The sequence below is a fragment of the Streptomyces sp. NPDC015125 genome, from assembly GCF_043080045.1.
In the GTDB taxonomy this organism is placed as follows: domain Bacteria; phylum Actinomycetota; class Actinomycetes; order Streptomycetales; family Streptomycetaceae; genus Streptomyces.
Genome location: NZ_JBIBVF010000006.1, coordinates 150109 through 168713 on the forward strand (window position 1 = coordinate 150109; position 18605 = coordinate 168713).

At 71.0% G+C, this 18605-nt stretch carries 12 protein-coding genes and 1 pseudogene; 7 read left to right on the top strand and 6 right to left on the bottom strand.

Going from position 1 to position 18605, the window contains the following annotated elements; translation table 11 throughout:
* The first annotated feature begins 172 nt into the window (after positions 1-172).
* Positions 173-4759 (top strand): PAS domain-containing protein, encoded by a 4587-nt coding sequence (locus tag ACF088_RS16615; protein WP_392376475.1) that lies wholly within the window; start codon positions 173-175, stop codon positions 4757-4759.
* A 218-nt stretch (positions 4760-4977) separates the two neighbouring features.
* Here ACF088_RS16615 and ACF088_RS16620 read toward each other — a convergent pair whose 3' ends face one another.
* Positions 4978-6627, bottom strand: a complete 1650-nt coding sequence (locus ACF088_RS16620; protein ID WP_392376476.1) for a long-chain fatty acid--CoA ligase — start codon at positions 6625-6627, stop codon at positions 4978-4980.
* A gap of 388 nt (positions 6628-7015) precedes the next feature.
* Here ACF088_RS16620 and ACF088_RS16625 point away from each other — a divergent pair, with 388 nt between their 5' ends.
* Positions 7016-7255, top strand: coding sequence for a hypothetical protein (locus ACF088_RS16625; protein WP_392376477.1), 240 nt, complete (start codon positions 7016-7018; stop codon positions 7253-7255).
* Between the two features lie 149 nt (positions 7256-7404).
* Here ACF088_RS16625 and ACF088_RS16630 read toward each other — a convergent pair.
* Positions 7405-7524: pseudogene (locus ACF088_RS16630) on the bottom strand (LysR family transcriptional regulator); the annotation flags it as partial.
* A gap of 68 nt (positions 7525-7592) precedes the next feature.
* Between ACF088_RS16630 and ACF088_RS16635 the strand changes: the two are divergent.
* The gene (locus ACF088_RS16635; protein ID WP_392376478.1) at positions 7593-8489 is read left to right on the top strand and encodes an NAD(P)H-binding protein; all 897 of its coding nucleotides are present in this window, start codon (positions 7593-7595) and stop codon (positions 8487-8489) included.
* Positions 8490-8520: 31 nt separating this feature from the next.
* Positions 8521-8808 (top strand): hypothetical protein, encoded by a 288-nt coding sequence (locus ACF088_RS16640; protein WP_392376479.1) that lies wholly within the window; start codon positions 8521-8523, stop codon positions 8806-8808.
* A 22-nt stretch (positions 8809-8830) separates the two neighbouring features.
* On the opposite strand, the gene ACF088_RS16645 is transcribed toward ACF088_RS16640, so the two are convergent.
* Positions 8831-10669 (bottom strand): SpoIIE family protein phosphatase, encoded by a 1839-nt coding sequence (locus ACF088_RS16645; protein WP_392376480.1) that lies wholly within the window; start codon positions 10667-10669, stop codon positions 8831-8833.
* Between the two features lie 301 nt (positions 10670-10970).
* On the opposite strand from ACF088_RS16645, the gene ACF088_RS16650 reads away from it, so the two are divergent.
* Both ACF088_RS16650 and ACF088_RS16655 read left to right on the top strand, forming a co-directional pair.
* A complete protein-coding gene (locus ACF088_RS16650; protein ID WP_392376481.1) occupies positions 10971-15329 on the top strand; it encodes a HAMP domain-containing protein in 4359 nt (1452 codons plus the stop codon).
* On the top strand, positions 15326-16171 hold the full coding sequence (locus tag ACF088_RS16655) for a two-component system response regulator (RefSeq protein ID WP_392376482.1): 846 nt from the start codon (positions 15326-15328) through the stop codon (positions 16169-16171). The genes ACF088_RS16650 and ACF088_RS16655 overlap by 4 nt, the downstream gene beginning before the upstream one ends.
* 244 nt (positions 16172-16415) lie before the next feature.
* Here the strand turns inward: ACF088_RS16655 and ACF088_RS16660 are convergent, their stop codons facing one another.
* Together ACF088_RS16660 and ACF088_RS16665 are read right to left on the bottom strand one after the other, a co-directional pair.
* Positions 16416-16598, bottom strand: a complete 183-nt coding sequence (locus tag ACF088_RS16660; protein ID WP_392376483.1) for a hypothetical protein — start codon at positions 16596-16598, stop codon at positions 16416-16418.
* 16 nt (positions 16599-16614) lie between these two features.
* The gene (locus ACF088_RS16665) at positions 16615-16974 is read right to left on the bottom strand and encodes a hypothetical protein (protein WP_392376484.1); all 360 of its coding nucleotides are present in this window, start codon (positions 16972-16974) and stop codon (positions 16615-16617) included.
* Between the two features lie 410 nt (positions 16975-17384).
* On the opposite strand from ACF088_RS16665, the gene ACF088_RS16670 reads away from it, so the two are divergent.
* The gene (locus tag ACF088_RS16670) at positions 17385-17822 is read left to right on the top strand and encodes a VOC family protein (protein ID WP_392376485.1); all 438 of its coding nucleotides are present in this window, start codon (positions 17385-17387) and stop codon (positions 17820-17822) included.
* 144 nt (positions 17823-17966) lie between these two features.
* Here ACF088_RS16670 and ACF088_RS16675 read toward each other — a convergent pair whose 3' ends face one another.
* The gene (locus tag ACF088_RS16675) at positions 17967-18284 is read right to left on the bottom strand and encodes a winged helix-turn-helix transcriptional regulator (RefSeq protein WP_392376486.1); all 318 of its coding nucleotides are present in this window, start codon (positions 18282-18284) and stop codon (positions 17967-17969) included.
* Between the last annotated feature and the right edge of the window lie 321 nt (positions 18285-18605).

Consider the following 18605-nt stretch of genomic DNA (forward strand, 5'->3'; position numbering starts at 1 on the left):
CGCGCCAGGTCAGGACGAGGGGTACATGTCGGGCGTGCGGTGAGTCGCACAAGGCCGTGGCATTACCTCCTCGTCATCCGCCTCCGCGCCTGGGGCAAGTGCCCGTAGACTCCATTCCAGCGATCCGCCACGGTGGGTCGGCAAGGTGCGGTAACAGGGAGGAAGCGTCGTCGTGAGCAGCAGGCCATCCCGAGGCGCTGCTCGCCTCGCAGCCATACTCGACGCCCTCCCCGACGCGCTGTTGCTCGTCAACTGCAACGGCACGGTCGTCAACGCCAACTCCATCGCGCTGGAGACCTTCGAGGCGCCGGGCACGGCCCTGGTGGGGCGCGGGCTGCTCGATCTGCTGCCGTCCTTCGACTCCAAGCGCATCCCGGGCTCCATGCGGCGCCGGGACGAGGACACCGAGGGCGGGCGGACGAAGCCGACCCGTATGGTCGCGCGGCGGACGGACGGGACCGAGCTGCTGGTCGAGGTGACCAGCGCCAACCTGGAGGACGGGCGCACCCCCTACGAGTCCGCCTTCGAGGCCGCGTACGCCGATCACCGCAATGGCTACACGGGCAATGAGCTGCTGATGCTCGTCGTCCGTGATCTGACCGGGACGCTGGACACCGAGACCGAGCTGGCCCGCCAGCAGCGGCAGACCGAGATGATCCTGCGGGCCGCGTCCGAGGGCGTGGTCGGTGTCGACGCCGAGGGCAAGGTCGTCCTGGTCAACCCGTCCGCCGCGCAGATCCTGGGGTTCCGGGCGAGCGAGCTGGGCGGCAAGGAACTGCACCCGCTGATCCACCACTCGCGGGCGGACGGCTCGCCGCTGCCGTGGGAGGACACCCCGCTGGCCGACACCCTCAAGTCCGGGCGCAAGCACCGGGTGCGCGGGCAGGCGCTGTGGTCGAAGGACGGGCGGGCGGTGCCCGTCGATCTGACGACGGCGCCGGTGCGGGACGGCGATCAGCTCGTCGGCGCCGTGATGACCTTCACCGACCGCCGTGCGTTCGACTCGCTGGCGGCCCGGCACACCCAGCTGCTGGCGGTGCTCGACCAGGCGCTGCGCGGACCGCTGGAGGAGCTGAAGGGCGAGCTGGGCACGCTCGCCTCCGACCCGGCCGGCCAGCTCTGGCCCGAGGCGAACCAGATCCTGCACCACCTCGCGGCCGGCCACGCCCGGATGACGACGCTGGTGGACAATGTCCTGAGCTATCAGCGGCTGGACTCCGGCAAGGAGAAGCTCAACCGCACGAAGGTTTCGCTGGACGGTGTGGTCGCGGCGGGCGTGGAGGGCGCGATCGAGCTGATCGGTCCTGGCCGGGCGCAGTTCGCGGTGCATGCGCCGCCGATAGAGGCGACGGTCGACGCGGAGCGGATCGCCCAGGCGCTCTCTCACCTGATCGCGGATGTCGCGGGGGTGGACTCGACGGGCCGGATGCCGGCCGGTGAGGCTGCCGTCGGCGGGCGCTCGGGGCCGATCCCCGGCGATTCGACCATCGTGGTGGCGGCGGCCAAGCGCGGTGATGTCGTACGGATCGAGGTGCGCGGCCCGTTCGATGGCGGCGACCCGGTCCATGAGCCGATCGTCCGCGGGATCGTGCGGCAGCACGGCGGGCTGATGCAGACGCATGAGGTGCCCGGCGGCGGGCCCGGCGCGGGCGGCAGCGCGTATGTGCTGGAGCTGCCGGTGGTGGCGGACGGCACGACGGTGGACGGCGCGACGGGCGGCGCGGACCGGGCGGACGGGCCGACCGGCAATGAGACGACGGTGATGCCGGTACCGGCCGCCCATGCGCGGGGCACCCGGGGCAACGCCGCGGACGCGGGCAAGGGCGCGGGTGACGGCTCGGGCAGTGGCCCGGGCGATGGCTCGGGCAAGGGCGATCAGGGGCCGGACGGCGAGGGTTTCGGGGGCGGCGAGGGTTTCGGGGGCGGCGAGGGTTTCGGGGGCGGCGAGGGCGGCGAGGGCCGCCCTGGTGGTGACGGTGGGTCCGGCGGGCCTGGCGGATCCGGTGGGTCCGGTGGGTCCGGTGGGCCTCTCGGTGGCAGTGGCGGAGGCGCGGAGCGCGGCGTCGTGGGGCCGGACCAGGCACATGGGGCACAGCCGACCGGCCGTCGCCGTGCGCGGCACTCGGGCGCGGAGCAGGGCGCGGAACACGGCACACACCCGGGCGGCCCGGCCACGGTAGCGGGCGCGGGGCCGGAGGCCGGTGCGGCGCACGGTGCCATGGGCGACGGCGGGACGGGCGAAACGGGTGCCGGGGCGGCCGAGGGCGGCCGCGGGGCTCATCCGCCGCACGGTGACGGCGCGCCGGGCACACAGGGCGGCCGGCCGGCGAACGGTACAGGGCTGCCGCCGGGCATGGCGGGTGCCGAGTCCGTACCGGCGAGCGGACGGCGCCGGGCACGGCAGAACGCCCCGGAGGGCGGCGGGCTGCCCGCGCTCCCCTCCGGAACGGGTCAGACATCGGGGCAGCAGCCGGGGCACGGTCCTGCGGCGGGCGCACGGGGCGGCCCGGCGGCCGGTACCCAGGGGCCCGCGGCGACGCCGTCGGCCAACGGGCAGGGATCGGCTCCGGGTCCTGCCCGTCCGCAGATTCCCGGGCAGGCATCGGCCTCGGCGTCGGCGTCGGGGCAGACCGCGGTTCCGGGGCAGACCCCGGCTTCCGGGCAGCCGCATGTTCCCGGTCAGGCATCGGCTCCGGGCGGGCCGCAGGGCCTCGGTCCCGTACAGCCGAGCGGGCGGCGGGCGCGCCGGGCGCTGGCCGAGGCACCCGAGCGGACACCCGAGCGGACCGCGCAGGGTGACCGGGAGCGGGCATCGGCGGCCGCCGCCTCCGGGGCGCAGCAGCAGTCCGGTGCGCGTACGGCCTTTGCGCTGCCGCCCGCCGCGGCGGACCGGGCCCCGCAGTCGCTGCCCGCGACCGCCGACCAGGTGCCCGCACAAGCCACCGGGCCGCAGGAGGCCGGCGGTCCGCAGGAGGGCGCCGGCACGGGACGCCGTCGGGCGCGCCGGCCGGTGGCCAACGGGCCGGAGCAGGCGATGCCTGCCGGACAGCCGGGATACGAGCTGGAAGCGGCCGTCAACTCCGGTGCGGCACAAGGCGAGTGGGACGGCGAGCCGACCGGCCGGCGACGGGCCAGACGGGCCGCGGCCGAGGAGCGTGCGGCGGCCGCCATGGCCGATTCCGAATCGTCCGGCACCTTCGTGGCGGGCCCGGAGGGGCTCGTGGCGCAGCACACCGAGCCGGCGGAGGCGACGGGTACGGCCACCGGCACGGCACCCGGGATCGCCCCGGCCCAGGCTTCGGCCCCGGACGCGAGTGCGCCTCAGGCGCCCGACGCGCCCCAGGAACCCACCGCCGCCCCAGCCCTCCAGAACTCCCCGGCGCCCGGCGCTCCCGCCCCCACCGGCCGTCGGCGTGGTCGCCCCAGCCCCGCCGAAGAGGCCGCCGGGCAGGTACCCGTACCCCCGCAGGGCGGCCCGGCCGCCACACCGCACCGTCAGCCGCTGCCGCCCGCCGCCGAGGACGACGCGCACGCCGCGGGACACTCCCACGGGCGGGCGTTCAGCGTACGCACCCTCGGGCAGGGCGTGCCGTTCACCCAGCAGATCGCCGACCAGCAGCGCCCGCAGGTGCCGCCGGGCAGCGCACCTCCGGGCAGCACGGCTCCGGGCAGCACACCGCCCGGCAGCACACCGCCCGGTGGTACGTCCGCCGGTTCGGGCCGCCGCCGTAAGCTCGCCGCGCCGCCGCAGGAGGGCGCGGCCGCCGGTTCACCGCCGGCCGAGACGCATCCGCGCCCCGGTGCACCGCAGCCTCAGCAACAGCAACCCAGACCGCCGGCTCCGCACCAGGCCCCCGCCCAGCCGCAGCCCCAGCAGCAGCCGCAGCAGCAGCCGCATCTGATGGACGTCGGCGAGGGGCGGGCCTTTGCCATCTCCGCGCCCGACGAGGGCAGCGAGGGCCCCGAGCCGCTGGACGGCCCGAACGGCGCCATAGAGGTGATGGACCGTCAGCCCATGCCGATGGACGACGAGTTGCCGCCGGAGCCGCTGGACAATCCGCGTCGGCTGCTGGTCTGGCCGGCGCCGGATGTCGCCACCCAGCAGGCGCTCAGCGACCGCGGCTACCGCCCGGTCATCGTCAACTCCCGCGAAGAGGTGGACGCCCAGATCGCCGCGTACCCGGCGGCGCTCTTCGTCGACCCGCTGACCGGGCCGATCACCCGCACCGCACTGCAGTCACTGCGCCAGGCGGCGGGGGCGGCCGAGGTCCCGGTGCTGGTGACCGCCGGTCTGGGGCAGGCCACCCGGGAGGCCGCGTACGGCGCCGACCCGGCCGTCCTGCTCAAGGCGCTGGCCCCGCGCGACAGTGAGGTCCACCCGCCGCGGGTGCTGCTGATCGAGGAGAACGACGCCATCGCGGGCGCCCTGACCACCTCGCTGGAGCGGCGCGGGATGCAGGTCGCACGGGCCGGCGGAGACGCCGACGCGGTCACCCTCGCGACGCAGATGCGGCCGAATCTGGTCGTGATGGACCTGATGCAGGTACGCCGCCGGCGGGCCGGGATCGTCGACTGGCTGCGCGCCAACGGCCTGCTCGACCACACGCCGCTGGTCGTCTACACCTCCGCCGACCTGGACCCGGCGCAGCTGCCGCGGCTGGCGGCCGGCGAGACGGTGCTCTTTCTCGCGGAGCGCTCCACGAGCGCCGAAGTGCAGGCCCGGATCGTCGACCTGCTCGCCAAGATCGGCACGAACTGAACAACTGAGCCGAGCCGAGCCGAGCCGAGCCGAGCTGAGCTGGGCCGAGCTGAACGCGGTGGGCGGCGGCCTTCGGCCGGCCGGAGGCCCGAAGGCCCGAAGGCCCGAGGCGGTCAGCCAGGGGGCCGACCCGTTCCCGTATACGGGTCAGCCGGACCCCGGATACGGACCGGGCCGGCCGGGCGCCCCCGCCGATACGACGCCCGGCCGTCGTCGGCTCATGCCAGCAACGTCACATCCAGCTCGCCCTCCGCGTACTGCCGGCGCAGCACCTTCTTGTCGAACTTCCCCACGCTCGTCTTGGGCACCACCGGGATCACCGCCCACCGCTCCGGCAGCTGCCAGCGCGCGATGCGCTCACCGAGGAACGCCTTCAGCTCCTCGTACCCGATGGTCGCGCCCTGGGTGAACACCACCGTCGCCAGCGGCCGCTCGCCCCACTTGTCGTCCGGTACGGCGACCACCGCGGCCTCTGCGACATGCGGATGGGCCATCAGATGGTTCTCCAGCTCTACCGAGGAGATCCATTCGCCGCCGGACTTGATCACGTCCTTGGCACGGTCGGTCAGCGTCAGGTAGCCGTTCGGGGTGATGGTGCCGACATCGCCGGTGCGCAGCCAGCCGTCGGGGCTGAACTTGTCCTCGGGGCGGAGCGGTTCGCTCTGCGCGCCGCCGTAGTAGGCGCCGGCGATCCACGGGCCGCGGACCTCCAGTTCGCCCGCGGCCTCGCCGTCGCAGGGGAGCTGTTCGCCGTTGGGGCCGATCAGCCGCGCGGCGACGGAGGCGGGGAAGCGGCCCTGGGTGGCGCGGTAGGCCCACTCGTCGTCGCCGCTGACTCCGGCCGGCGGGTGGGCAACGCTGCCCAGCGGGGAGGTCTCGGTCATGCCCCAGGCGTGCACGACGCGGATGCCGTGCCGCTCCTCGAAGCCACGCATCAGGGCGGGCGGGCAGGCGGAGCCGCCGATGACGACGGTGCGCAGACAGGCCACGTCGTTCTGCTTGGCGTCGAGTTCGGCGAGCAGGCCCTGCCAGATGGTGGGCACGGCGGCGCCGATGGTGGGCCGTACGGTCTCGATCATCTCGGCGAGCGGCGCGGGCTGAAGGAAGCGGTCCGGCATCAGCAGCGAGGCACCGGCCATGAAGGCGGCGTGCGGCAGGCCCCAGGCGTTGACGTGAAACATCGGCACGACGGGCAGGGTGATGTCGCGCGAGGTGAGCGCGAACGCCTCGGCGCTGTTGACCTGCATCGAGTGCAGATACAGCGAACGGTGGCTGTAGAGCACGCCCTTGGGGTCGCCGGTGGTCCCGGAGGTGTAGCAGAGGGCCGCGGCCTCCCGCTCGTCGATCTCCGGCCAGTCGTAGCTCTCCGGCCGCCCGGCGATCAGCTCTTCGTAGTCGTGCACCCGCGCCCGGCCGCCCGTCACCAGGGAGCGGTCGCCGGGACCGACGACGACCACGTGCTCGACGTTCGGCAGCTGGGGCAGCAACGGGGCGAGCAGCGGCAGCAGGCTGCCGTTGGCTAGTACGACCCGGTCCTCGGCGTGGTTGACGATCCACACCAGCTGCTCGGCGGGCAGCCGCAGATTGAGTGTGTGCAGCACCGCCCCCATGGAGGGGATGGCGAGATAGGCCTCCAGGTGCTCCGCGTTGTTCCACATGAGGGTGCCGACCCGTTCCTCGTCGGCGACGGACAGCTCCTCGCGCAGCGCATGGGCCAGCTGCGCGGCGCGACGGCCGACCTCGGCGAAGGTGCGCCGGTGCGGATCTCCCCCGGTCCAGGTGATGACCTGCGACTCGCCGTGAACCGTCGCCCCATGGGCCAGGATTCGCGAGACGGTGAGCGGTACGTCCTGCATCGTGCTGAGCACCGGGTGCCTCCGCTTTGTTACGGGCGGGTAGTGGTGCTGAGATTGTCAGCGCATACCAATCGGTATGTCACGCCCTCCGAGGTGTGTTCTTACCCTCTCGTGCCGGAATGTGGCCATGAGCGGGTCGCACCCGGAGCACGGGAGCCCGCCGCAAGCCCCCTCGTGGCGTCGCGCGCCTGCCTGCCCTCGCACCGCCGAGGGGCCCCGGCCTAGCGCCGCCGAGGGGCCCGGGCCGATCCGGAAGAGCCGCCCCGGTCGCCCGCGCCGTCGTTACCCGGCGCCCGGTCACTCGGTTATTCGGCTACTCGGCCGCCGGTCACACGGCCACACGGTCACCTGGCCACGCGGCTTCCCGACTACTCGGTTTCCTCTCCTGAAGGAGCATCACATGCGCCCCCACCTCCGTCGATTCCTCGTCGCTGCCGCCCTGGGCGGCGTCAGCGCACTCGCGTGCGGTACCGCTCAAGCGGCACCGCAGGACGCACCGGCCCAGCGGCCCTCCGGCGACGGTCCTTCCCTCGGGCGGCCGCTCTTCGGCGGGCAGTTCGATCCCGTCGCCGGTATGGGCGGAGGGGTGATTTCCGGCGGGGGAAGGCCGGTGTTCACCCACGCCGACAGCAGGTCCTGAGACCGCGGCGCCGGTCGGCCGCCTCCGGGGGCGGGCCGCCCCTCCCCTGGGTCCGCCCCGCCCCTCACGGGCGCCGGACCGGCCAAGGCGCCTCCGCACCGCTCAGGTGTGCCGCAGCGTGGCGGTGGCGATCTCCAGCTCCTGCTCGAAGCCCTGACCTGACGGCTGAGCACCGGCCGGGTGATGCAGAGCTGTTCCGCCGCCCGGCCGAAGTGCCGGTGCTCGGCCACCGCGACGCAGTAGCGGAGCTTGCGCAGGTCGAGATCCATGCCTTCAGGGCATCAATTGCCGGAAAGGGTATTGGACGCCGCAGGCGGCACGCGCCGAGACTCGAAACATGATCGTCATCACCACTCCCACCGGCCAGATCGGCAGCCGGCTCCTGGACATCCTGCTCAACGAGGCCCCCACTCGCGGTGAAGAGCTGCGCGTCATCGTGCGCGACCCCGGAAAACTCCCCGCCGCGGCCCGCGCCCGCGTCGACGTCGTCACCGGCTCCCACGGCGACGCAGCGGTCGTCGATCGGGCCTTCGCCGGCGCGGACGCCGTCTTCTGGCTCGTCCCGTCAAACCGGCAGGCGCCGAGCCTGGACGCGGTGTACTCCGGGTTCACTCGCGTCGCCGCGGAGGCGTTCAAGACCCACGGCGTGGAACACGTCGTCGGCGTCTCGGCGCTCGGCCGCGGCACCCCTGTCGCCGGCCGCGCCGGGCTCGTCACAGCGTCGCTGGCCATGGACGACTTCATCGCGAGTACAGGCGTGGCCTACCGGGCGCTCGCGAACCCGACCTTCATGGACAACCTGCTGCGGCAGGTGGCGGCGATCCGCGACCACGGCGTGTTCACCGACACCGTCACCGCCGACCGCAAAGCACCGATGGCCGCCACCCGGGACATCGCCGCGGCCGCCGCCGGCCTGCTGCTCGACCGCTCGTGGACGGGGACGGGCGAGGTCCCGGTGCTGGGCCCCGAGGATCTTTCGGCGAACGACATGGCGCGCACCATCTCCGACGTGCTCGGCCGCCCGGTCCGCTACGAGCGGCAGTCGCTCGACGACTTCCGCGCCGCACTCACCGGACACGGGGCCGGGAAGGCGATCGTCGAAGGCTACCTGGACATGATGCGCTCCAAGGACGACGGCCTCGACGACGGCGTGCAGCGCACCCCTCGGACCGCGAGCCCGACAACCTTCCGCGAATGGTGTGAAGAGGTCCTGAAGCCGGCGGTCCTGGCATGAGTGCCAAGAGATCGGCGACGTCCCGGAGGAGATGTTTGTCGAGGTCATGGTCACGAGCGCGCTCAGCCCGATGCGCGTCGTCGGGTCCTTCCGCTCGCTGATCGCGCCAACCGGGACCATCGGCGTCATGTCCTCGCGCCAGGGCAGCGTCAGCTTGAACTCCAACGGCGGTCAGGACGTCTACCGCGCCGGCAGGTCCGCCCTGAACCGGCTCATGCGCAACTACGCCGCCCGGTACGCCGACGCCGCGCACACACACTCCTGCTCGTCTGCCCCGGCCGTGTCCGCACCGAACTCGGTGGACCGGGCGCACCGCTGACCATCGACGGCCGGCCGGCCGCTCACGACCGCCGGCCGGCCGCCGGGGTCACCGCCTGGAGGACCAGCACCGACAGATCGTCCTCGACCGGGCCGGTGCCGAAGTCGTGGGCGGCGCGCCGTACGTGCTCGGCGAGGGCCTTGGCGCCCAGCCCCGTACCGTCGCGCATCACCTCGATCAGACCGTCGTTGTCGTCCAACTGCCAGTTGCCGCACCGGCGTTCGGTGACGCCATCGGTGACGCACAGCAGCGTTTCGCCCGGTGCCAGGGCGAAGCAGCTGGCGTGGAATTCGGTCCCCTCGTCGATGCCGAGCAGCATCTGGGGGTCGGAGGCCGGCTCCACGGCGCCGTCGACGAACATGTGCAGCGGTGGCGGGTGGCCGGCGCTGGCGACCGTACAGCGGGCCCCGGGTACGCCCGGATCGACCTCCAGCTCCCCGTACAGCAGGCTCAGGAAGCGGGAGGTGGCCTGCTCGCCGCCCAGTTCCACCGCCTCCGCGCTCTCCTCGGCCATGGCCAGATTCAGCCTGCCGAGCACCGACTCGACGCCATGGCCTTCGCGGGCCAGCAGTCGCACCAGATGGCGGGCCAGGCCGGTGACGGACATCGCCTCGGGGTCCTTGCCCTGTACGTCCCCGAGCAGGAAGCACCAGCGGCGGTCGCCCATCGGGAAGACGTCGTAGAAGTCGCCGCCGACGGTCTGCCCCTCGCCGTGCGGCTCATAGACGATCGCGGTGTCGATGCCGGGGATGCTGGCGAGCGTCGCGGGCAGCTGCCGGCGCTGGAGGGCCAGGCTGATCGTGGTCTGCCGGGTGTACTGGCGGGCGGTGAACACGGCCTGTGCGACCCGGCGTGCCACGTCCTCGACCATCCGCACCACGGTGTCGGTCATCTGGAGGTGCCCCGCCCGGCCGAGCAGCAGCATGCCCTGGTCGACGTCGCGGGCGACCAGGGGGAAGGCGAGCGCGGAACCGCCCGAGGGGGACGCACCGGCGCATTCCGGCCAGGGCCAGGGGGTGCCTGCGGTGCGGATGATGTCGGTCGGCGGGTCCCGTTCCAGTTCCGCGCGCAGGGGGGTGATCCGCCGCTCGTCGACGTGCCAGACCCGCGACAGCTGCACCCCGCCACCCTCCGTGGTCAGCCAGATGGCGCACCAGTCGGCGAGCCGGGGCACCAGCAGCTGGGCGGCGAGCGCGGTGACCATGTCCTGGTCGAGCTGCCCGGCCAGCAGTTCGCTGGTCTCGGCGAGGAAGGACGGGCCCCCGCGGTCGGCCCATTCGGCGGCGAACCCGTGCGGGCGGCCGCGCGGGGTCACGGGGTGGGCCAGGCGTACGGGAGGCTCGGTGCCGCGCGACTCGCGGTGGGGCGCGGCGGGCGCGGCGCGGGCGCGCAGCGGCTCGCCCTCGGTGGAGTCCAGGCGGAACCAGACGGTCTTCACCGCATGGCGGTAGGTCACGCCCCAGGACTCCGCCAGCGCGCTCACCAGCTGGAGTCCGAATCCCGGCTCCCCGGTGCGGGCGTCGACCCCGCCGCGTACGCCCCGGGCTGGATGGCGGTCGGAGACCTCCACCACGACGCTCACCTTGGCCGGGCGGCGCTCCCCGTCGCTCTCGGCGTCCGCCGGCCCGTCGTGCTCCAGGCGGCAGGTCACATCGATATCGGTACCGGCGTACATCACGGCATTGGTGACGAGCTCGCTGGTGAGCAGGACGGCGTCGTGGATGAGCTCGGCGCTGATCGCCGCCGCACCGGGCCCTGCCGTGGCAGGCGGGGCAGTCGCCCGTTCGGTGAGCAGCGCGCGCACGAATTTACGTGCGCCGGCGGCCGCGAGCTGGTTGGCGGGCAGGCCTTTCCGGGACACGGATTCCGTCGTGTACGGGGAGGACAGCGGTACCACTGCGCCCCCTGAATATGCCGGGAAAAACTCATTACAAGCGCTTTATACTATGTCATATCTGCCCAAATGGATCACTCTGCTCGACTGACTCTCTCCGCAACGATCATTGGGGGGATGGTGTGCCATGGCGCTCGACCCGGCCCGGCCCGAGTCTGCTTCTTTGCCCCCGGAGCCTTCCGAGCCCACTGAGCCCCCACAGCCCCCCGCCCCCCGGCACGACGGGCAGTGGGTACGGACCAGTGAGCTGCGGCCTCTCCTCGCGGCGATGATTGCGCTGCGGGACGGGGATTTCACCGCCCGTGTGGATATCCCGCAGGACGGCTCCTCCACGGATGGCGTGGTGGCCGATATGACGGGCGTCTTCAACCAGATCGCCGCCCGCAACGCCCATCTCGCCTCCGAGCTGCAACGCGTACGCAGCGAGATCATCCGGCAGGGCCGGCTGGACGAGCGGATCTCCGCCAGCCCCGGCCAGGGGACCTGGACGACGAACATCGAGGCCGCCAACACCGTGCTCCAGGCGCTGGTGGTACCGCTCGCCAAAGCCACCCGGGTGCTGGACGCGGTGGCCGACGGCGACCTGACCCAGCGGGTCGATCTGCACGACGGCAACCGCGCGCTCCGCGGCGATCTGCGCCGCCTGGGCAGCGGGGTGAACCGCATGGTCGACCAGCTGTCGCTGTTCACCGGCGAGGTCACCCGGGTCGCCCGCGAGGTCGGCACCGAAGGCCGGCTGGGCGGCCGGGCCAAGGTCCAGGGGCTCTCCGGCGACTGGCTCCATGTGACCGAGGCGGTCAACACCATGGCGTCGCGGCTGACCGCGCAGGTCCGGGACATCGCCGTGGTCACCACCGCGGTGGCCACCGGCGACCTGACCCAGCAGGTGACGGTCGAGGCCACCGGCGAGCTGCTGGAGCTGAAGCTCACCGTCAACAAGATGGTCGACCAGCTGCGGGCGTTCGCCGACGAGGTCACCCGGGTCGCCCGCGAGGTCGGCACCGAGGGCCAGCTCGGCGGCCGGGCGCAGGTCAGGGGCGTCTCCGGGGTCTGGAAGGACCTCACCGACAACGTCAACTTCATGGCGTCCAACCTGACCTGGCAGGTCCGCAACATCGCCCAGGTCACCACGGCCGTGGCCAACGGCGACCTGAGCCAGAAGATCACCGTGGATGCCCGGGGCGAGATCCTCGAACTGAAGTCGACGATCAACACCATGGTCGACCAGCTCTCCGCCTTCGCCGACGAGGTCACCCGGGTCGCCCGCGAGGTCGGCACCGAAGGGCGGCTGGGCGGCCGGGCGCAGGTCAGGGGCGTCTCCGGGGTCTGGCGGGACCTCACCGAGAGCGTCAACTTCATGGCGGACAACCTGACGTCCCAGGTCCGCAACATCGCGCTGGTCGCCACCGCCGTCGCGGAGGGCGACCTCGGCAAGACGATCACTGTCGAGGCCAAGGGCGAGATCCTGGAGCTCAAGACCACGATCAACACCATGGTCGACCAGCTCTCCGCCTTCGCCGACGAGGTCACCCGGGTCGCCCGCGAGGTCGGCACCGAAGGAAACCTGGGCGGTCAGGCGCAGGTCAGGGACGTATCCGGGGTCTGGAAAGACCTCACCGACAATGTCAACTTCATGGCGCTCAACCTGACGTCCCAGGTCCGCAACATCGCCCAGGTCACCACGGCCGTGGCCAACGGTGATCTGTCCAAGAAGATCGACGTGGATGCCCGCGGCGAGATCCTGGAGCTCAAGGACACGGTCAACACGATGGTCCAGCAGCTGCGGGCGTTCGCGGACGAGGTCACCCGGGTGGCCCGCGAGGTCGGCACCGAGGGCCGGCTGGGCGGCCGGGCCCAGGTCCACGGCGTCTCCGGCGTGTGGAAGAACCTCACCGACAACGTCAACTCCATGGCCGACAACCTCACGTCCCAGGTCCGCAACATCGCCCAGGTCGCCACCGCCGTCGCCAAGGGCGACCTGTCCAAGAAGATCGACGTCGACGCCCGCGGCGAGATCCTCGAACTGAAGACGACGATCAACACGATGGTCGACACCCTGTCGTCGTTCTCCTCCGAGGTGACCCGGGTGGCCCGTGAGGTCGGCAGCGAGGGCCAGCTCGGCGGCCAGGCCCGGGTCGAGGGCGTCTACGGCACCTGGAAGCGGCTGACCACCAGCGTCAACGAGCTGGCACTGAACCTGACCACGCAGGTCCGGGCGATCGCCGAGGTGGCCAGCGCCGTCACCCAGGGCGATATGTCCGGCTCCATCTCCGTGGAGGCCCAGGGCGAGGTCGCGGCCCTGAAGAACAACATCAACCTGATGGTCGCCAACCTCCGCGAGACCACCCGCGCCAAGGACTGGCTGGAGTCCAACCTGGCCCGTATCGCCAGTCTGATGCAGGGCCACCGCGACCTGGTCGAGGTCGCCGATCTGATCCTGCGCGAGCTGACCCCGCTGGTGAACGCGCAGTTCGGCGCGTTCTTCCTGGCCGAGGCGGGCGCCGAACCGGGCGAAGGCCTGGAGCTGATCGCCGGTTACGGCACCGGCCAGCCCGAGGGCCGCCGCTCCCTGCCGCGGCTGCGGCTGGGCACCCCCGGCTGGGGCCTGATCACCCAGTCGGCCATGGAGAAGAAGCGCATCGTCGTCGACGCCGTCCCGTCCGACTACATCACCATCAGCTCCGGACTCGGCGCCGCGGCCCCGGCCAGCATCGTCATCCTCCCGATCCTCTTCGAGGACCAGGTGCTCGGCGTCATCGAGCTGGCCTCCTTCAGCCGCTTCAGCGAGGTCCACCTCGCCTTCATCGACCAGTTCGTGAACACCATCGGCGTCTCGATCAACACCATCATCGCCAACTCCCGCACGGAGTCCCTGCTTTCGGAGTCCCAGCGCCTGACCGCCGAGCTGCGCCAGCGCTCCGACGAACTCCAGCTGACGAACGCCGAGTTGGAGGAGAAGGCGGCCCTCCTCGCCACCTCCTCCCAGTACAAGTCGGAGTTCCTGGCGAACATGTCGCACGAGCTGCGCACCCCGCTGAACTCCCTGCTGGTGCTCTCCCGGCTCCTCGCCGACAACCCCGACGGCCGGCTCTCCACCCAGGAGGTGGAATTCGCCGTCACCATCCACCGCGCGGGCTCCGACCTCCTCCAGCTCATCAACGACATCCTCGATCTGTCGAAGATCGAGGCCGGCCGGATGGACGTCCACCCCAAGGCCCTGCCGCTGATCAAACTGCTCGACTACGTCCGCGCCACCTTCCGGCCGCTCACCGTCGACCGCGGTCTCACCTTCGACGTCACGGTCGGCGAGAACGTCCCCAAGGAGCTCTTCTCCGACGAACAGCGCCTCCAGCAGATCCTCCGCAACCTCCTGTCCAACGCCGTGAAGTTCACCTCCTCGGGCAGCGTGGAACTCATCGTCCAGCGCCTACCGGGCACGGATTTCGAGGAGGACGCCCTCCGCGCCGCCGACGACGTCATAGCCCTCTCCGTGAAGGACACCGGAATCGGCATCCCACCGGAGAAACTCGACGGCATCTTCGAGGCGTTCCAGCAGTCCGACGGCACCACCAACCGCAAATACGGCGGCACCGGCCTCGGCCTGTCCATCAGCCGCGATATGGCCGCACTGCTCGGCGGCCGGATCATCGCCGAGAGCGAGCCGGGCGTCGGCTCGACCTTCACCCTCTATGTGCCCGCGCGCTACACCGGCCCCTTCCCCGCGCCGAGCCCCACCGCCGCGACCCGCCCCGCCGACCGCACCGCACAGGCCGGCCCCGCCCGCCCCGTCCTGGCCGAACAGCTCACGGCCACGCCGCCCGGCCCGGCCGCCATCACCGCGGGGAGCAGCCCTTCCGGTGACGTCAGTGACGTCTTCCCCACCAAGGGGGAACAGGAACAGGCCCCGCAGGCCCCCCACCTGGGCGGCCCCTCCCCCGACGGCGGCGATGTCACCTGGCCCGAGACCACCCGCCTCAGGGACTGGCTCAGCGGACGCCCCGGCGAGGTACTGGCCGACCGCCGCATCCTCATCGTCGACGACGACATCCGCAATGTCTTCGCGCTCACCCACGTACTGGGCCGGGTCGGCATCAGCGTCAAATACGCCGAGAACGGCCGCGAGGGGCTGGAGGTCCTCGACCGGACACCGGACGTCTCGCTGGTGCTGATGGACATCATGATGCCCGAAATGGATGGTTACGAGATGATCAAGGCGATCCGACAAGCACCTCGATTCGCGGCCCTGCCGGTCATCGCGCTCACCGCGAAGGCCATGCCGGGAGACCGCGAAAGGGCGATCGAGAGCGGGGCCAATGACTACATCCCCAAACCGGTGGATGTGGACCGTCTGCTGTCCGTGATCTGCGGCCTTCTGGACCCGCAGCACGGCGCTCCGGCCCCCGTCCCGGCCCCGCACCCGGCGGCCCACCCGGCGGCCCACCCGGAGGTCGTCGGTTCCGAGGACGTCGACCCCGAGGCCGTCGACCCTGAGGACCCTGAGGACCCTGAGGACGCCGGGGACGCACGGGACGCCGGGGACGCCGGAGGCGCAGGGGACGCAGGGGACGCCGAGGACGCAGGGGACGCAAGCCAGGACGGGCGGGGAACGGCGGGGGAGCAGTCATGACGACCACACCGGACACCTCATCCAGCATCCTCATCGTCGACGACATGGAGGAGAACCTCGTCGCGCTGGAAGCCGTACTGGGCTCGCTCACCCAGAAGGTGGTCCGTGCGCGATCCGGCGAAGAGGCCCTGAAGGCCATGCTCCGCGAGGAGTTCGCGGTCGTCCTCATCGATGTGCTGATGCCGGGCATGAACGGCTTCGAGACCGCCGCCAACATCAAGGGCCTGGACCAGACCAAGGACGTCCCGATCATCCTCCTCACCGGCGCCTCGGTCGACCCGAACTACGCCTACCGCGGCTACACGGTCGGCGCCGCCGACTTCCTCATCAAGCCCTTCGACCCCTGGCTGCTGCGCACCAAGGTGAACGTCTTCCTCGACCTCCACCGCAAGAACCGCCAACTCGCCGCCCAGGCAGACCAGTTGAAGCGCCTGCTGACGTCGGACGATCACCCCGGAGGCGAGGGTCCACCGCCCACCACGACAACGACGACGACCACGGCCCCGGCCGCGCCGACGACCACAGCCGGCACCACGGCCGGAACGGACGCGGCGCCATCCCCGGACGTGGCTTCGCCCTCGCCCGCGGCGCCGTCCGGGCACCCTCCCATCCCCCCGGAAGCCCCCGGCACCCCGGCGTCTTCGGAACCGCCCCCGCAGCCCCCGCAGCCCGCGGCGCCCGCGGCCGGCGACGCCTCCCGCCTCGCGGAAGTCGCCGGCCAGCTCGCCGAGGTGGAGCTCCTCCTGCGCGACGCAAAGGGCTCCGACAAGGAGCGTCTCGCCGACCGCATCGCCGAACTGGAGGAGGCAGTGGGCAGGTTGATGGTCAGCCGGGGGACGTGAACCCGACGCCACATGCCGCACAGGCACAGCCATGCCGGTGGCGCCCAGTGGACACCACCGACATGGCCGGCTTTTCTTCAGCTCGCTACCACTTGCCGCGCGCCAGGAAGCGACAGCCGACTCTCAAGGATCAGCCGACCCTCAAGGAGCGAAAACACTGACGCGAGCACTGACGCTGACACTGACACTGACGCGAGCACTGACACTGAAGCGGGTACTGACGCTGGCACTGACGCCAAGAGAGTTAAACTTCTGAGCCTTCTCGGGTGCTCTTTCCGCGAGGTCCCGGCACCTTGTTGACAGTAAAGGCGTAAATTCCCCCCAGGGCGAATATCGCCAGATACTGAGCCCAGGTCACGTCATCCAGCACCCTGTTTACCGCGATGACCACACCGGCCCAGAGAACAGTAAATACAATCTTGGCCATCAGGATTTCCTAACCCTTAGGCGAGCGAGGAGAGGCAGCCGGTGGCTCCGGCGACAACGGTCTTGCTCGCGATGTCCTTGGCCACGTCCTTGCTGACGTACCGGCCGACGATCAGCGCTCCGGCCCCGCCGATTGCCCCCTTGATCAGGCAGTTCTTCACCATCTTGATCATCTTGGTGTTGTGCATCAGGTAGGCGCAGTCGTCCTTGCTCTTGGCCATCATGCACATCGAACGAGCTTCTTCGATGGGGTTCACCATGGTCGACCGGGCCGCGGGCCGCGGGCTCGAATCAGCGTTGGCCACACCGGCACCACTGCCGAGGACGATGCCTCCCAGCATGACGGCCGACATCGCACCCGAAACAAGGCTCTTCATTGAATTTCCCCCATTCAACTTTTTTCATTCAGGGCGGTATGGGTCAGATACCGCGCCCTCTTGGTCGTCCACAAACGTACTAGCCGGTATCGACGTCGCGAAACCCAGTTGAGCGGATCTTGAGCTTTTTTGAGCTTGATGATTTTGTGAAACTCTCACGTGGCAGTTAATGGCGGCGTTTCGGCCGACTGATAGCTCAATGTCCACCTATCCACAGAAGGGGGCAAGTTGCGAAACACGGCGCGGCGGCCGTCAAGTCCGCCGGGACCTCCCCCGGTGGGGACACTGCCAGGATCGTCACCCCACGGCTCAAGGTCCCAGCTATCGACCGGAGTTGGACGCAAACGCCACAGCCTGGCCAGGGGCGAGCCCGTGGAGATGACGGAAGACCCCGCCTCTACGATGGCCCGATGGCGTCGATCAAGCAGGTCCAAATCACCTTCGACTGCGCAGAACCTGAGCGCGTCGCGCGCTTCTGGTCCCAGGTGTTGGGGTACGTCGCACCGCCGCCACCGGAGGGGTTTGCTACTTGGGACGATTTCGATCGTGCCCTGCCCCCTGAGCATCAGGGGCCGGCGTTCGCCTCCTGCGCAGATCCCTCAGGTGTGGGCCCGCGACTGTTCTTCCAGCGCGTTCCCGAAGGCAAGGTCGTCAAGAATCGGGTGCATCTTGACCTGCGGGTCGGCACCGGACTCGTGGGTGAAGAGCGCCTGGCCGCGCTTGAGGCCGAGTGCGCACGGCTGGTCGCGCTCGGCGCGGTACGCGGGCAGCTACTGCCTGCCGATGACGACAACGAGTCGTGCCTCGGGATGCAGGACATCGAGGGCAACGAGTTCTGTCTCGACTGAGTGGCCGAGAACGCGGCACCTTCGCGAGTCGACCGGTCCCGCCCACCTCCCGGTCCGCGTCATCCAGCCCCGGAGACGCCTTGGCGGACGATCTGACACGGATGTTCCTCAGAGCCCGCCAACTCGCCGCGGGCGACCGCCAGTTCACTGGGCGCCCGCCGCCTCGGCGGGCACATCGTCGAGTTCGGCCGCCCAGAGTTCGGACCACCGGTGCAGTCCCCGCGATTCGTCGGACGCGCCCTTGCCGAGCGCGGTGAGGCGGTAGCCCTCCTCGGCGTCGCGTTCCACGAGCCGGGCTTCCTGCAGTTCGGTGAGGCGCTGCTGCAGCACGCTGGAGGACATTCCGTCGCGCCGCTGCTGCAACGGGCGGAAACCAAGGGCGCCGTCCTGTGGGAGCGGCTCATCGCCGAGTTCAGTCCGGAACAACTCCTGGACCTGCTGATGCCGTGCGGCGGGTATCACGCCATCAGCTTCGCCGCCCGCGCCACCAGACTCGCCCCGGAACCTGGTGCACCGCGGTTCCGAGAATTCCCGCCCCCCCCCGCACAACAGACACCGTGACAAATGGCGACGGCACCGGCCCATCTCACCATGTGAGAATCTCCTCTTTATATGGTGCGGACTCAGCAAAACCCCCGGGAGAGGAATTTCCACCGTTCGCGACATTCCCTACGATCAAGATCAACCTCGTTCAACATCCTTGCCCAATCCCCTTGTTCGGACCTAGGTTTGTTCATGTCGCTGACCACGACATGAGTGAAAAACGAGGGGAACAATGCCCAA

Bases quoted from the DNA above. Each gene is read 5' to 3' on its own strand.
- ACF088_RS16625 (WP_392376477.1), top strand. From the start codon at position 7,016: ATGCGCCCCCACCTCCGTCGATTCCTCGTCGCTGCCGCCCTGGGCGGC.
- ACF088_RS16635 (WP_392376478.1), top strand. From the start codon at position 7,593: ATGATCGTCATCACCACTCCCACCGGCCAGATCGGCAGCCGGCTCCTG.
- ACF088_RS16640 (WP_392376479.1), top strand. From the start codon at position 8,521: ATGTTTGTCGAGGTCATGGTCACGAGCGCGCTCAGCCCGATGCGCGTC.
- ACF088_RS16650 (WP_392376481.1), top strand. From the start codon at position 10,971: ATGATTGCGCTGCGGGACGGGGATTTCACCGCCCGTGTGGATATCCCG.
- ACF088_RS16655 (WP_392376482.1), top strand. From the start codon at position 15,326: ATGACGACCACACCGGACACCTCATCCAGCATCCTCATCGTCGACGAC.
- ACF088_RS16660 (WP_392376483.1), bottom strand. From the start codon at position 16,598: ATGGCCAAGATTGTATTTACTGTTCTCTGGGCCGGTGTGGTCATCGCG.
- ACF088_RS16665 (WP_392376484.1), bottom strand. From the start codon at position 16,974: ATGAAGAGCCTTGTTTCGGGTGCGATGTCGGCCGTCATGCTGGGAGGC.
- ACF088_RS16670 (WP_392376485.1), top strand. From the start codon at position 17,385: ATGGCGTCGATCAAGCAGGTCCAAATCACCTTCGACTGCGCAGAACCT.